11 protein-coding genes are annotated in these 12,887 nt (G+C 65.5%); 3 read left to right on the top strand and 8 right to left on the bottom strand.

Annotated features, from left to right (window positions below):
- Positions 1-65 precede the first annotated feature (65 nt).
- Positions 66-1,691 (bottom strand): peptide chain release factor 3, encoded by a 1,626-nt coding sequence (locus tag ACTZWT_RS11950; RefSeq protein ID WP_444769877.1) that lies wholly within the window; start codon positions 1,689-1,691, stop codon positions 66-68.
- 153 nt (positions 1,692-1,844) lie between these two features.
- Here ACTZWT_RS11950 and sugE point away from each other — a divergent pair, with 153 nt between their 5' ends.
- The gene (gene sugE, locus ACTZWT_RS11945; protein WP_444769876.1) at positions 1,845-2,159 is read left to right on the top strand and encodes a quaternary ammonium compound efflux SMR transporter SugE; all 315 of its coding nucleotides are present in this window, start codon (positions 1,845-1,847) and stop codon (positions 2,157-2,159) included.
- A gap of 109 nt (positions 2,160-2,268) precedes the next feature.
- Here the strand turns inward: sugE and ACTZWT_RS11940 are convergent, their stop codons facing one another.
- Together ACTZWT_RS11940 and ACTZWT_RS11935 are read right to left on the bottom strand one after the other, a co-directional pair.
- The gene (locus tag ACTZWT_RS11940; protein ID WP_444769875.1) at positions 2,269-3,279 is read right to left on the bottom strand and encodes an anion permease; all 1,011 of its coding nucleotides are present in this window, start codon (positions 3,277-3,279) and stop codon (positions 2,269-2,271) included.
- Positions 3,280-3,288: 9 nt separating this feature from the next.
- Positions 3,289-3,933, bottom strand: a complete 645-nt coding sequence (locus ACTZWT_RS11935; protein WP_322516744.1) for a DUF47 domain-containing protein — start codon at positions 3,931-3,933, stop codon at positions 3,289-3,291.
- 501 nt (positions 3,934-4,434) lie between these two features.
- Between ACTZWT_RS11935 and ACTZWT_RS11930 the strand changes: the two genes are divergently transcribed.
- The gene (locus ACTZWT_RS11930) at positions 4,435-7,044 is read left to right on the top strand and encodes a DUF4407 domain-containing protein (RefSeq protein ID WP_444769874.1); all 2,610 of its coding nucleotides are present in this window, start codon (positions 4,435-4,437) and stop codon (positions 7,042-7,044) included.
- A 103-nt stretch (positions 7,045-7,147) separates the two neighbouring features.
- On the opposite strand, the gene ACTZWT_RS11925 is transcribed toward ACTZWT_RS11930, so the two are convergent.
- The 5 genes from ACTZWT_RS11925 to ACTZWT_RS11905 all read right to left on the bottom strand — a co-directional run bounded on the left by ACTZWT_RS11925 (position 7,148) and on the right by ACTZWT_RS11905 (position 11,116).
- Positions 7,148-8,122, bottom strand: coding sequence for a branched-chain amino acid ABC transporter permease (locus ACTZWT_RS11925; protein ID WP_444769873.1), 975 nt, complete (start codon positions 8,120-8,122; stop codon positions 7,148-7,150).
- A 1-nt stretch (position 8,123) separates the two neighbouring features.
- Positions 8,124-8,987 (bottom strand): branched-chain amino acid ABC transporter permease, encoded by an 864-nt coding sequence (locus tag ACTZWT_RS11920; RefSeq protein ID WP_322518181.1) that lies wholly within the window; start codon positions 8,985-8,987, stop codon positions 8,124-8,126.
- Between the two features lie 52 nt (positions 8,988-9,039).
- Positions 9,040-9,786: an ABC transporter ATP-binding protein gene (locus ACTZWT_RS11915; RefSeq protein WP_444769872.1), complete on the bottom strand. Its 747-nt coding sequence runs from the start codon at positions 9,784-9,786 to the stop codon at positions 9,040-9,042.
- Entirely contained in the window at positions 9,779-10,534 is a 756-nt protein-coding gene (locus ACTZWT_RS11910) for an ABC transporter ATP-binding protein (protein ID WP_444769871.1), read from the bottom strand. The genes ACTZWT_RS11915 and ACTZWT_RS11910 overlap by 8 nt, the downstream gene beginning before the upstream one ends.
- Positions 10,535-10,768: 234 nt before the next feature.
- Positions 10,769-11,116: an ArsC family reductase gene (locus ACTZWT_RS11905; protein WP_444769870.1), complete on the bottom strand. Its 348-nt coding sequence runs from the start codon at positions 11,114-11,116 to the stop codon at positions 10,769-10,771.
- 224 nt (positions 11,117-11,340) lie between these two features.
- Here ACTZWT_RS11905 and ACTZWT_RS11900 point away from each other — a divergent pair, with 224 nt between their 5' ends.
- A complete protein-coding gene (locus ACTZWT_RS11900) occupies positions 11,341-12,819 on the top strand; it encodes a pyruvate kinase (RefSeq protein ID WP_444769869.1) in 1,479 nt (492 codons plus the stop codon).
- Positions 12,820-12,887: the final 68 nt, after the last annotated feature.

The raw sequence follows: 12,887 nt of genomic DNA, 5'->3' as shown, positions 1-12,887 counted from the left end.
TCAAGCCCGGCAATGACGCTGTGAGAGACCTTTGCGGGCCTGAAGCTGTCGCGCAGCCCCCCGCCTCACGCCACCTTCTTCACGTCCTTGATCTCGGAGAACACGATGCCTTCGGCGCGGTCTCTCGTGTAGCCGAGATAGAACTCGTTCTTGGCGAGATACACCGGGTCGCCGTCGACGTCGTCGGCGATCGAGGAGTTGTTGGCGGTGATGAAGCTGTCGAGCTTCTTGCGGTCCTCGGCCGAGATCCAGCGCGCGAGCTGGAATTCGGAGACTTCGAAATCGACCGGGAGCTGATACTCGGCTTCGAGCCGCGCCTTCAGCACGTCGAGCTGCAGCGGGCCGACGACGCCGACCAGAGCGGGCGCGCCGTCGCGCGGGCGGAACACCTGCACGACGCCCTCTTCGGACATCTGCTGCAGCGCCTCTTTCAGCTTCTTGGCCTTCATCGCGTCGCCGAGCCGGACGCGGCGAACGATTTCCGGCGCAAACGAAGGCACGCCGATGAAGGTGACGTCCTCGCCCTCGGTCAGCGTGTCGCCGATCCGCAGCGTGCCGTGATTGGGGATGCCGACGACGTCGCCCGCGAAGGCTTCGTCCGCCACCGAGCGGTCCTGCGCGAAGAAGAATTGCGGCGCCGACAGGCTCATGTTCTTGCCGGTGCGGACCAGCTTGGCCTTCATGCCGCGAGTCAGCTTGCCGGAACAAAGCCTTGCGAAGGCGATGCGATCGCGGTGGTTGGGATCCATGTTGGCCTGGATCTTGAAGACGAAGGCGCTCATCTTCGGCTCGTCGGCCTCGATCTTGCGCAGGTTGCTCTCCTGCGCGCGCGGCGGCGGCGCGTAGCGGCCGAGCCCCTGCAGCAGATCGCCGACGCCGAAATTGCGCAGCGCCGAGCCGAAATACACCGGCGTCAGATGGCCCTCGCGAAACGCGTCGAGATCGAACGGCTTGCAGGCCTCGGTGACCAGTTCCAGCTCTTCCTTCACCGCGCCGACGTCGAGATTGGCGTTGCGCTTGCCGAGATCCTCGATCGCGATCTGCTCGGCCGCGCCGGTCTTGGCGCCGCCGCCTTCGAGCAACCGCACGCCGCCGGTGAGCACATCGTAGGTGCCGAGGAAGTCGCGGCCGCGCCCGACCGGCCAGGTCATCGGCGTGGTGTCGAGCGCCAGCGTCTTCTCGATCTCGTCCAGAAGATCAAAGGTGTCGCGGCTTTCGCGATCCATCTTGTTGATGAAGGTGATGATCGGGATGTCGCGCAGCCGGCAGACCTCGAACAGCTTTCGGGTTCGCGCCTCGATGCCCTTGGCGGCGTCGATCACCATCACGGCGGAATCGACCGCGGTCAGCGTCCGGTAGGTGTCCTCGGAGAAGTCCTCGTGGCCCGGGGTGTCGAGCAGGTTGAAGACCAGCCCCTCGAACTCGAAAGTCATCACCGAGGTGACCACCGAGATGCCGCGGTCGCGTTCGATCTTCATCCAGTCCGACCGGGTGTTGCGGCGCTCGCCCTTGGCCTTGACCTGCCCGGCGAGATTGATCGCGCCGCCGAACAGCAGCAGCTTTTCGGTCAGCGTGGTCTTGCCGGCGTCGGGATGCGAGATGATCGCAAAGGTGCGCCGCCGCGCAACTTCATGGGCGAGCGAAGACGGGGTCGAGGACGGCGCGTCGGCCGGAGCTGCGATGTCGGACATGGATTGAGGCTGTGGCAAAGAAAGCCGGCGCAATCAAGGGCGAAGGCTTTGAACATCAAGCGGCGTGCGGAATTGCTGTAGCGCCTTCACAGCCTCATATAGGGTCGCAGGGACGGGTTCCAAGCAACTGAAATCTCTACAGGAGTAGATCGAATGGCATGGGGGTTACTGGTCGTCGCCGGGTTGATGGAAGTGGGCTGGGCGATCGGGCTGAAATACACCGAAGGTTTCACCCGCCTGGTGCCCTCGGTGCTGACCATCGCCGCGATGATCGTCAGCATCGCCCTGCTCGGGCTGGCGCTGAAGACGCTGCCGATCGGCACCGCCTATGCGGTCTGGACCGGGATCGGCGCGGTCGGCACCGCGGCGCTCGGCATCGTGCTGTTCGGCGATCCGGCGACGGCGGCCCGCCTCGCCTGCATCGGCCTGATCGTCGCCGGCATCATCGGGCTCAAGGTGGTGACGTAAGCGCAAGTCCTCGATTCCGTCATTGCGAGCGAAGCGAAGCAATCCAGGGCGTTGTGCACGGAGCTTCTGGATTGCTTCGTCGGCTTCGCCTCCTCGCAATGACGGAACCTCAGAACGTCGGCAGCAGCCGGGTCGCCCAATACGCCAGCGCCGCGACGATCGCCGAAGCCGGGATCGTGATCACCCAGGCGTACACGATCGAACTGGCCACGTTCCAGCGCACCGCCGACATGCGCCGCGCCGCGCCGACGCCGACGATCGCGCCGGTGATGGTGTGGGTGGTCGACACCGGCACGCCGAGGAAGGTCGCCATGAACAGCGTCGCGGCGCCCCCGGTTTCGGCGCAGAAGCCCTGCATCGGCGTCAGCTTGGTGATGCGCAGCCCCATGGTGCGGACGATCCGCCAGCCGCCCAGCAGCGTGCCAAGCGCCATTGCCGCCTGGCACGACAGCACCACCCAGAACGGCACCGAGAACTCGCTGCCGAGATAGCCCTGCGAGTACAGCAGCACGGCGATGATCCCCATCGTCTTCTGCGCGTCGTTGCCGCCATGGCCGAGCGAATACAGCGAGGCGGAGACGAACTGCAGGATGCGGAAGGCGCGATCCACCGCGAATGGCGTCGAGCGCACCGCGGCCCAGGACACGATCGCGACCAAGACCAGCGCCAGCAGGAAGCCGACCAGCGGCGACAGCACGATCGCCAGTAGCGCCTTCGACAACCCGCCCCATACCGCGGCCGACAGCCCGGCCTTGGCGAGGCCGGCGCCGAGCAGCCCGCCGATCAGCGCATGCGACGAACTCGACGGAATCCCGAGCGCCCAGGTGACGATATTCCAGACGATCGCGCCGACCAGCGCCGCAAAGATCACCGACGCGTCGATCACGCTGGGCTCGATGATGCCGGTGCCGATGGTGTTGGCGACGTGCAGGCCGAACACCAGAAAGGCGATGAAATTGAAGAACGCCGCCCAGAACACGGCGTATTGCGGCCGCAGCACCCGGGTCGAGACGATGGTGGCGATCGAATTGGCGGCGTCGTGCAGGCCGTTCAGAAAGTCGAACAGCAAGGCGACGGCGATCAATCCGACCAGAATCGGCAGTCCGATCGAAGCGTCCACGGCGCGGCCCTAGACCTGTTCGATGACGATGGAATTGATCTCGTTGGCGACGTCGTCGAACCGGTCGGCGACTTTCTCGAGATGGTCGTAGATTTCAGCGCCGACTATGAAATCCATGGTGTTGGCGTCGCGATGTTTGAGGAACAGTTCCTTCAGGCCGATGTCGTGCAGATCGTCGACGCGCCCCTCGAGCTTGGTGATTTCCTCGGTCATCGCCGTCAGCATCTGCAGATTGGGCCCGATCGACTTCATCAGCGGCAGCGCCTTGCCGACCAGATTGGCGCTTTCGACCAGGAGCGTGCCGATCTCGCGCATCGGCGGCTCGAACTCGCGGACCTCGAACAGGATCACTGCCTTGGCGGTCTGCTGCATCTGGTCGATGGCGTCGTCCATCGAGGTGATCAGGTTCTTGATGTCGACGCGGTCGAACGGGGTGATGAAGGTGCGGCGCACCGCGGTCAGCACCTCGCGGGTGATGCCGTCCGCCTCGGCTTCGAAATGGCTGACGCGCTGGCAGTGGACCAGCGTCTCGTCCCCGCCCCGCAGCATATCCTGAAGCGCCTCCGCACCTTGGACCACGGTCTGGATATGCAGGGCGAACAGGTCGAAGAACCTCTCCTCCCGCGGCAGAAGGGCTCGAAAGTAACGCAACATCTGGAGTTATCCGATTGACGGGACTGGGGATCGGGCGTCGGCCCGCGTCACATCCGCGTCATAAATCATTTCGAGCGCTGGCAGGCAACCGCCCATTCCGCAACATGCACCGGCCTGCAGGCTTTCGGGCCATTGGGCGAATTTGCGGGCGCAACGTCGGCGTTGCGGCGCGGCGGAGACCCGGCGGGCGCCGCGCGCGAATCACTGCGGCCCGTCAGGTCGAGTCGCCCGCCGGCTAGTGGTATCGGAGGACAGAACGCGATCCTGTCAACGACACCCCACGGGAATTTTTTGAGGGTGGCGAAACCGCGTTGCGCCCCGCGGCGACAGCGAACTTCTCTCCTGACTATCACCACTTAGCAGCCATTGCTGAGCCGAGCTCAGAACCGCCCGACGCAGCCTGTCCGCCGCACTGCGTATTGAATTGTCGGAGGCTCTGTTAGACTCGCGTTAACCTGTCATTTCCAACCGCGGCGCTTATCACCGCAGAATTGGGCGGCCATGATTCAACGCGCACTTGGTGTCATCGCCGGCGTCGATCGAAAGACGCTCTCGACCTGCCCGGCCTCCGACAAGCTGTGGGCCGCGCATCTCGGCGCATCGCTTTGCCTGTCCTTCATCGTCGTGCTCGGGGTGTCCTTCCACGCCACCGGCTACATGATCGCGAGCGTCTGGACGCGGCTGCTGGTGTCCGGCGTGATCGCCCTCACCGTGCTGATGTTCGACCGCGCGCTGTGCCAGTCGGACTGGTTCTATCAGGGCACGCTGTGGAATACCGCGCCGATTCAGTCGAGCGCCGAAGCCAAGCAGACGGCGTGGCGCTTCGTCCGGGTCGGCATCCGGCTGTTGATGTCGTTCGGGCTCGCCTGGGTGATCGCGATGTTTCTCGAACTCGCGATCTTCTCCGGCACGATCAACCAGAAGATCGAGGCCGATCGCGTCGCCGCCAATCAACCGATCTACACCAGGATCGCCCAATACGAGGCCGGGCTGAACGCCGAGGCCGCTCGCCGCCAGGCCAGCATCGACGCATTGCAGGCACTGCACCGCGACGCCCTCACCGAAACTCCGGTTGCGGAGCCCAACCTCCAGACCCGCAACGACGCCATCGAGCAGCAGATCGGGGCGCTGGTCGCGCGCGAAGCCGACATCCGCGCCGACATCGGCCAGATCGACCGCACCATCCAGCGCTATACCGCGGACATGAACGCCGAGGAGTTTGGCCAGAAAGCCGCGCCGAACAATTCCGGCCGCCCCGGCGCCGGACCGCGCTACGAATTCGCCAAGAAGCAGAGGGACTCCTTCATCGCCCAGCGGGCGACGCGCGAGGCCGAGATCGTCCAGCTCCACGCCAAACGCGACGAGTTGCGCGCGGAGCAGTCGAAGATCGCGGCCGAAGCGTTGGTCGCGCGCGATCAGGAGCGCGGCGCGATCAAGGCCAAGGCCGATGCGCTGCAGGCCCGGATCGACGCCGCCCGCGCCGACCTGAAATCGTTCGAGGCCGACAAGATTGCCAGCATTGCCGACTTCCGCAGCAAGGCGCTCGCCGAATCCTACTACCAGGAGAAGAAGGACAGGATCGATCCGCTGACCCGGATCGCCGCCTATCAGGAATTGAAGAACGATCCGAAGGACGGCGCCACCATGACGCTGTTCTCGTGGATGACGCGGATGTTCATCATTTTCCTCGAGATCGTGCCGGTGATCGCGAAGATTTTCTTCTCGCCCCCCAGCGTCTATGCCGCCAAGATTCAGGCTCAGGTCGAGCGCGCGCGGCAGCGGATCGAGAACAACGAAGACCTCGACGACGACAAGCCGGCTGAACCGGCCCCTGCTCCGGCGATCGCCGCGATCACCCTGCCCGCCATGAGCCTCGGCGCCGTGGAGATGAAGCAGCCCGCGCCGCCTGAACAGCGGCGCACGGAACCGAGGCGCGCGCCCGCCGACGACCGGATCGATCGATCGCGCGAACGCGACGATGGCCGGCGCGAATATGCGCGCGATTTCGACGGCGACTTCGACCGCCGGGACTATCCGGCGCAGACCTACGCCCGTGACCTTGACCGCCGCAGCTACGCCCATGACGACCGCGACGGTTACGACCGCCGCGATCTGCATCGCCGCGACTTTGACCGGCGCGACCTCGACCGGCGTGATGTCGACCGCCGGGACTATCGCAGCCGTGACGACGAGATGCCGCGACACGAGATGCCACGCCGGCGCGCCGCGCAGGTCGTCGCCCGCGACCATACCGCCCGGAACGTCAGGGTCGGCGACTTCTTTGCGCCGGAACATGACGAGCCGGAATTCAACACCAGCGAGTTCAACACCAGCGAGATCGACGTCCGCAACCTGATCATGCCGCGGCGGGGGGCGCCGCGCCGCGAGACGATGCCCCCCGAGGCAGCGCGCGAGAGCTTCGGTGTCCGAACCGCCGCCCCAATCGTGCAGGAAACTGTCGCCGAACGTCCCGCGCCGCCCTCTTCAATTGCCGCTGATCCGCAGACCAGCGAGTTGGTCCGGCAGGTGCTGGCCGAACCGGTGACGCGGCCGATCGAGGCTCCCGTGATCGACGACCTGCCGCCGATGCCGCCGCGCGCAGCAGCCGCACTGCGCCCCGCAACGGCCCAGCCGGATCCGGTCCAGACCGCCGTCGACGCCGATGCGACGCCTGACGCCGGGACGATCGATCCGGGCGCCATGCAAGCCGACACCGGCGAAGCCCTCGCCCCATCGGCCCCGGTGGCGGTGACGGCCAACAACGTCGTACCGGTCGATGCGGCTCCCGCGGCGACCAGCGGTGCCATCGAAAGCGCGCCCCCGCCCCCCGTCCCGGACCCGTTGATCGACCCGGCCACGCATTCTGCAGAGACGATGCATGGCGAAGCCGACCCAACCGGGCACGACGGCCAGTTCAGCGTCGCCGGGAACCCGACACTGAAATTCAGCGCCGATGTCGAGAAGCTGATGAGCGAAGCGGTCGAACTGTCCAAAGCGCGAAAGAAGGCTGCCCGCACCCGCCGCGACCAGCCGCTCACAGCGGACCATGCCGCCGAGGCCGAACTGCCGCTCGAGCCCACGCCGCAATACGAGATCTTTCCGAAGGCATAGCCGCGTCGGGTTGAGCATCAACGGCAAACCGCCGCGCAACGATGGTTGCGCGGCGGTTTTGTCAGGAGGGTAGCGCCGATCGATCCCGCGCCCGGTGGTCCGCTTACAGCGACCGCTTGAAGTAGTGCCCGATCTCGCCGACGATGCCGCGGCGGAAGGTCAGCACGCAGGCGACGAAGATCACGCCCTGGATCACCGTGACCCACTGGCCGAAGCCCGCGAGATATTGCTGCATGGCGATGATCACGAAGGCGCCGACCACCGGACCGAACACGGTGCCGAGCCCGCCGACCAGCGTCATCAGCACGATTTCGCCGGACATCGACCAGTGCACGTCGGTCAGCGAGGCGTTCTGCGCCACGAACACCTTCAGCGCGCCGGCGAAGCCGGCCAGCGTGCCCGACAGGATGAAGGCCAAGAGCTTGTAGTGGTCGGTCTTGTAGCCGAGCGAGATTGCGCGCGGTTCGTTCTCGCGGATCGCCTTCAGCACTTCGCCGAACGGCGAATTGATGGCGCGGTAGATGATCAGGAAGCCGAGCAGGAAGCCGACCAGTACCACGAAGTACAGCGTGGTGGAGTTCTGCAGATCGATGAACCCGAACATCTTGCCCTGCGGAATCCCCTGGATGCCGTCCTCGCCGTGGGTGAAGGGGGCCTGCAGATAGATGAAATACAGCAGTTGCGACAGCGCCAGCGTGATCATCGCGAAATAGATGCCCTGGCGGCGGATCGCGATCAGGCCGGTGATGACGGAGAGCCCGAACGCCGCCGCCGTGCCGACGACGATCCCCAGTTCGGGCGGCAGTTCCCACACCTTCAACGCGTGGGCGGTGACGTAGCCCGCGGTGCCGAGGAACATGGCGTGACCGAACGACAGCAGCCCGCCATAGCCGATCAGCAGGTTGAAGGCGCAGGCCAGCAGCGCGAAGCACAGCCCCTGCATCACGAAGAAAGGATAGACGCCGGTGAACGGCACGATTGCCAGCACGACCGTCATCAGCGCGAACGCGATCATCTCGTCGCGTACCGGGCGGCGCGTCGTCGGGGCCGGAACGGAGTTTTGCGTGATCGTGCTCATGTCAGGTCGCCCGTCCCGTCAGTCCCGAGGGTTTGACCAAGAGCACCAGCACCATCAGGACGAACACGACGGTGTTGGAGGCCTCGGGGTAGAAATATTTGGTCAGGCCCTCGATCACGCCGAGCGCGAAACCGGTGATGATCGAGCCCATGATCGAGCCCATGCCGCCGATCACCACCACCGCAAACACCACGATGATCAGATCGGCGCCCATCAGCGGCCGCACCTGGTTGATCGGCGCCGACAGCACGCCGGCGAGCGCTGCGAGACCGACGCCGAGCCCGTAGGTCAGCGTGATCATCCGCGGCACGTTGATGCCGAAAGCGCGCACCAGCGTCGGATTCTCGGTGGCGGCGCGCAGATTGGCGCCGAGCCGGGTTCGCTCGATCAGGTACCAGGTGAGCAGGCACACCACCAGCGAGAACACCACCACCCAGCCGCGATAGATCGGCAGGAACATGAAGCCGAGATTCATGCCGCCCCGGAGTTCATCGGGGATCGCGTAAGGCAGGCCGGAGGAGCCGAAATAGTTCTGGAACAGGCCCTGGATGATCAGCGCGACGCCGAACGTCAGCAGCAGACCGTAGAGATGGTCGAGCCCGGACAGCCATTGCAGCAGCGTGCGTTCCATCAGCATGCCGAACGCGCCGACGATCAGCGGCGCCAGGATCAGCGCCCACCAATAGCCGATGCCGAACAGGTTGAGCAGGAAGTAGGCGCAGAACGCGCCCATCATATACAGCGCGCCGTGCGCGAAGTTGATGATGTTGAGCATGCCGAAGATCACGGCGAGACCGAGACTGAGCAAGGCGTAGAACGAGCCGTTGATCAGCCCGACCAGAAGCTGCGCCAACAGGGCCTGGATATTGATCGACATGGGGTTCCCAGCTCTCAGCGAAATTCGAAGGGCACGGCGCTCACACGCCGAGATAGGTGTGAAGCTTGTCCATGTTGGCATCGAGCTCCGAATTGGCGAAGCCGTCGATGATCTTGCCGTGCTCGACAACGTAGTAGCGATCGGCCACCGTCGCGGCGAAGCGGAAATTCTGCTCGACCAGCAGGATGGTGAAGCCTTCCTTCTTGAGCCGCGCGATGGTGTGGCCGATCTGCTGGATGATCACCGGCGCGAGGCCCTCGGTCGGCTCGTCGAGCATCAGGAAGCGCGCGCCGGTGCGCAGGATGCGCGCGATCGCCAGCATCTGCTGCTCGCCGCCCGAGAGCTTGGTGCCCTGGCTCTTCAGCCGCTCGCGCAGGTTGGGGAACAGTTCGAAGATCTGATCCAGCGACAACCCGCCCGGCCGCACCTGCGGCGGCAGCATCAGGTTCTCGCGGACGTCGAGGCTGGCGAAGATGCCGCGCTCCTCCGGGCAGAACGCAATGCCGCGACGCGCGATCTTGTCCGACGAAGCCCGGCTGATGTCGTGGCCGTCGAAAGTGATCGTGCCGGTGCGCTTGCCGATGATGCCCATCACCGACTTCAGAGTTGTGGTCTTGCCGGCGCCGTTGCGGCCGAGCAGCGTCACCACCTCGCCGGTACGGACCTCGAAATTCATGCCGTGCAGGATGTGGGATTCGCCGTACCACGCCTGCAGGTCGCGCACGCTCAGCAGCGCGTTGCCAGAGGGCGCCGAGACGGCGCGATCCAAGGTCGTCGTCTCAGCCATGACCCGCTCCGAGATAGGCTTCCTTGACCCGCTCGTCCTGGGTCAGGTCGTTGTAGTGACCTTCGGCCAGCACCTGACCGCGGGTGAGCACGGTGATGACGTCGGACAGATGGGCGACGACGCTGAGATTGTGCTCGACCATCAGAATGGTGTACTTCGCCGATATCCGCTTGATCAGCGTGGCGATCTTGTCGATGTCCTCGTGGCCCATGCCGGCCATCGGCTCGTCGAGCAGCATCATCTCCGGATCGAGCGCCAGCGTGGTCGCGATCTCCAGCGCGCGCTTGCGGCCATACGGCATCTCGACCGCAGGCGTGTCGGAGAATTCGCTCAGGCCGACGTCGTCGAGCAGCTCCCGCGCGCGGTGATTGTAGCGATCGAGCACGCTCTTGGAGCGCCAGAAATCGAACGAGCTGCCGTGCTGACGCTGCAGTGCGACGCGCACGTTTTCGAGCGCCGTCAGATGCGGAAACACTGCGGAAATCTGGAACGACCGCACCAGCCCGAGCCGCGCCACATCGGCCGGCGCCATCGCGGTGATATCCTGCCCCTTGTAGAGAATCTGCCCCGCCGAGGGATGCAGAAACTTGGTCAGCAGATTGAAGCATGTCGTCTTGCCGGCACCGTTCGGGCCGATCAGCGCGTGAATGTGTCCGCGCCGCACACGCAGATTGACATCGCGCACGGCGAAGAAGCCGGAGAACTCCTTGGTCAAACCATGTGTTTCAAGGATGATGTCATCGCCCAAGAACAATTTCCCCCTGTCGGTCCGCAGCGAAGCTCCGCGCACGACCGATTTTTTTTGTTGCTATCCGGTGCCGGGCGCCTTGGCAGGCGCTCCTGACCCGTCGTTCTCGCCGACTATGCCGCTATTCGCCAGCCGTGCGCAAGATGCAATGCAGCTCAGCGTTTGAGAGCGTCTGAGACCGACGACAACCGGCGGCCGCGCGCCGAGCCGCGATCCCGACGTCTCCCGGCGGCCTCACTCGAACGCGTCAGCGTAGGCCTCCGGCCGAAACCCGACCAGCAGCGTCGTGCCCTTCTCCAGCACCGGCCGCTTGATCATCGACGGCTGCGCCAGCATCAGCGCGATCGCCTTGGTTTCGGTCAGGTCCGCCTTGTCCGCATCGGGCAGTTTCCGGAAGGTGGTGCCGGCGCGGTTGAGCAGCGTCTCCCAGCCGACCTGCTTGGCCCAACGCGCGAGCTGGGCCTTGTCGACGCCCGCGGTCTTGTAGTCATGGAAGGCGTAGGCGACACCGTGGCCGTCGAGCCATGCCCGCGCCTTCTTCATCGTATCGCAGTTCCTGATGCCGAAGACAGTGATGGACAAGGCGCGCCTCGCATTCGAATGGGAGCCCCATTCAGGGCGGGCGCGGCTTCGCCGTCAAGCAACCGGTCCCAGACCGCTGTGGACGGCGCGCGCCGCAGAGGAAGCCAGATGAGCATAAGGTCGCAGCCGGTGGCTGCACCTCTGTCACAGGAGTTACATCGACGGCCCCTAGACGAACTGTTTGGCGGTCGATGGTTCCACCGCCCGCATTCAAGAGCCGCCCCATGTCGAACGAGATCGTCCGCCTGAAGCAGAAACTCGACCGGCTGATCGCCGAGATCGAGGCCGACAGCCGGCCGCGCATCGCCGCCTGGGCCGAACGGATCGAACGACCCGGCTTCGCCGCCAGCGCCGCCAATCTCGCGCATTATCTGGCGCTGCGTCGGCACGATCTGCGGCCGCTCCAGCACTCACTGATGACGCTTGGACTGTCGTCGCTCGGGCGGCTGGAAAGCCGCGTGACGCCGACGCTGCTCGCCGTACGCGCCACGCTGGCCGCGATGAGCGGAGAGCCGGAGGCGCTGCGCCCTTCGTCGCGGCAATTCTTCGCTGGCGAGCACAACCTCGCCGAGCGCAGCGAAGAACTGTTCGGCGCGCCGTCGAGCGGCCGCGCCACCGCGCTGCTCGTGACCTGCCCGAGCGAAGCCGCCGACGATCCCTCGTTCATGCTGCGGCTCGCCGAGCGCAAGGTCGAGGCGGTGCGGATCAATTGCGCCCACGACGATGCCGATGCGTGGCAGCGCATGATCAACCACCTGCACGTCGCCGAAGAGTCCACCGGACACCGGATGAAGATCCTGATGGACATCGCCGGTCCGAAGATCCGCACTGGCGCCGCGCGCGCGCCCGAGGGGCGCGAACGCATCCTCACCGGCGACCTGATCGCGATCGTCGCCGCCGGCGCGCTGCACCGCATCGATGTCGCCGAGGATCACTTCGCGGTGGAATGCACCCTGAGCGACCCGCTGATCAACAGCGCGGTCGGCGCACGGGTGTTCGTCGACGACGGCAAGCTCTGCATCCGCATCGAACGCAAGACGCCGTGGGGCCTGGTCGGGCGCGTCACCTCGACCTCCGACAAGGGCCTGCGGTTGAAGCCGGAGAAAGGCCTCAACTTCCCGGACACGCTGCTCGATATCCCGGCGCTCACCGCCAAGGATCGCGCCGACCTCGATTTCGTCGCCGAACATGCCGACGGCATCGAGTTTTCCTTCGTGCAATCGGTCGCCGACGTCGAGACGCTGCAGACGGCGCTCGCCGAACGCAGGCCCGACGACTGGCGCAAGCTGTCGCTGGTGTTGAAGATCGAGACGCCGGAGGCGGTCGCCAACCTGCCCGACATTCTGGTGCAGGCGGCGGGCCAGCAGCCGACCGCGGTGATGATCGCGCGCGGCGATCTCGCCGTCGAGATCGGCTTCGCGCGCCTCGCGGAGATGCAGGAAGAAATTCTGTGGCTCGGCGAGGCCGCGCACATCCCGGTGATCTGGGCCACGCAGGTGCTCGAACAACTGGTCAAGAAGGGTACGCCCTCGCGTGGCGAGATGACCGACGCGGCGATGGCGGCGCGCGCCGAATGCGTGATGCTCAACAAGGGGCCCTATCTGTTCAAGGCGATCACCGAGCTCGACACCCTGCTCGGCCGGATGGCCGACCACCAGCACAAGAAGACGCCGCAGCTTCGCAAGCTGCAGAGCTGGGGCTAGCGCCGGCGTCGCCGGACCGCTGCGGCGCCGCACTGAGTGCGGCGCACAACTACGCATCATCACGAATT

It is taken from the genome of Rhodopseudomonas sp. NSM (assembly GCF_052445935.1).
Classification (GTDB): domain Bacteria; phylum Pseudomonadota; class Alphaproteobacteria; order Rhizobiales; family Xanthobacteraceae; genus Rhodopseudomonas.
This window is presented reverse-complemented; position numbering and strand designations above follow the sequence as displayed.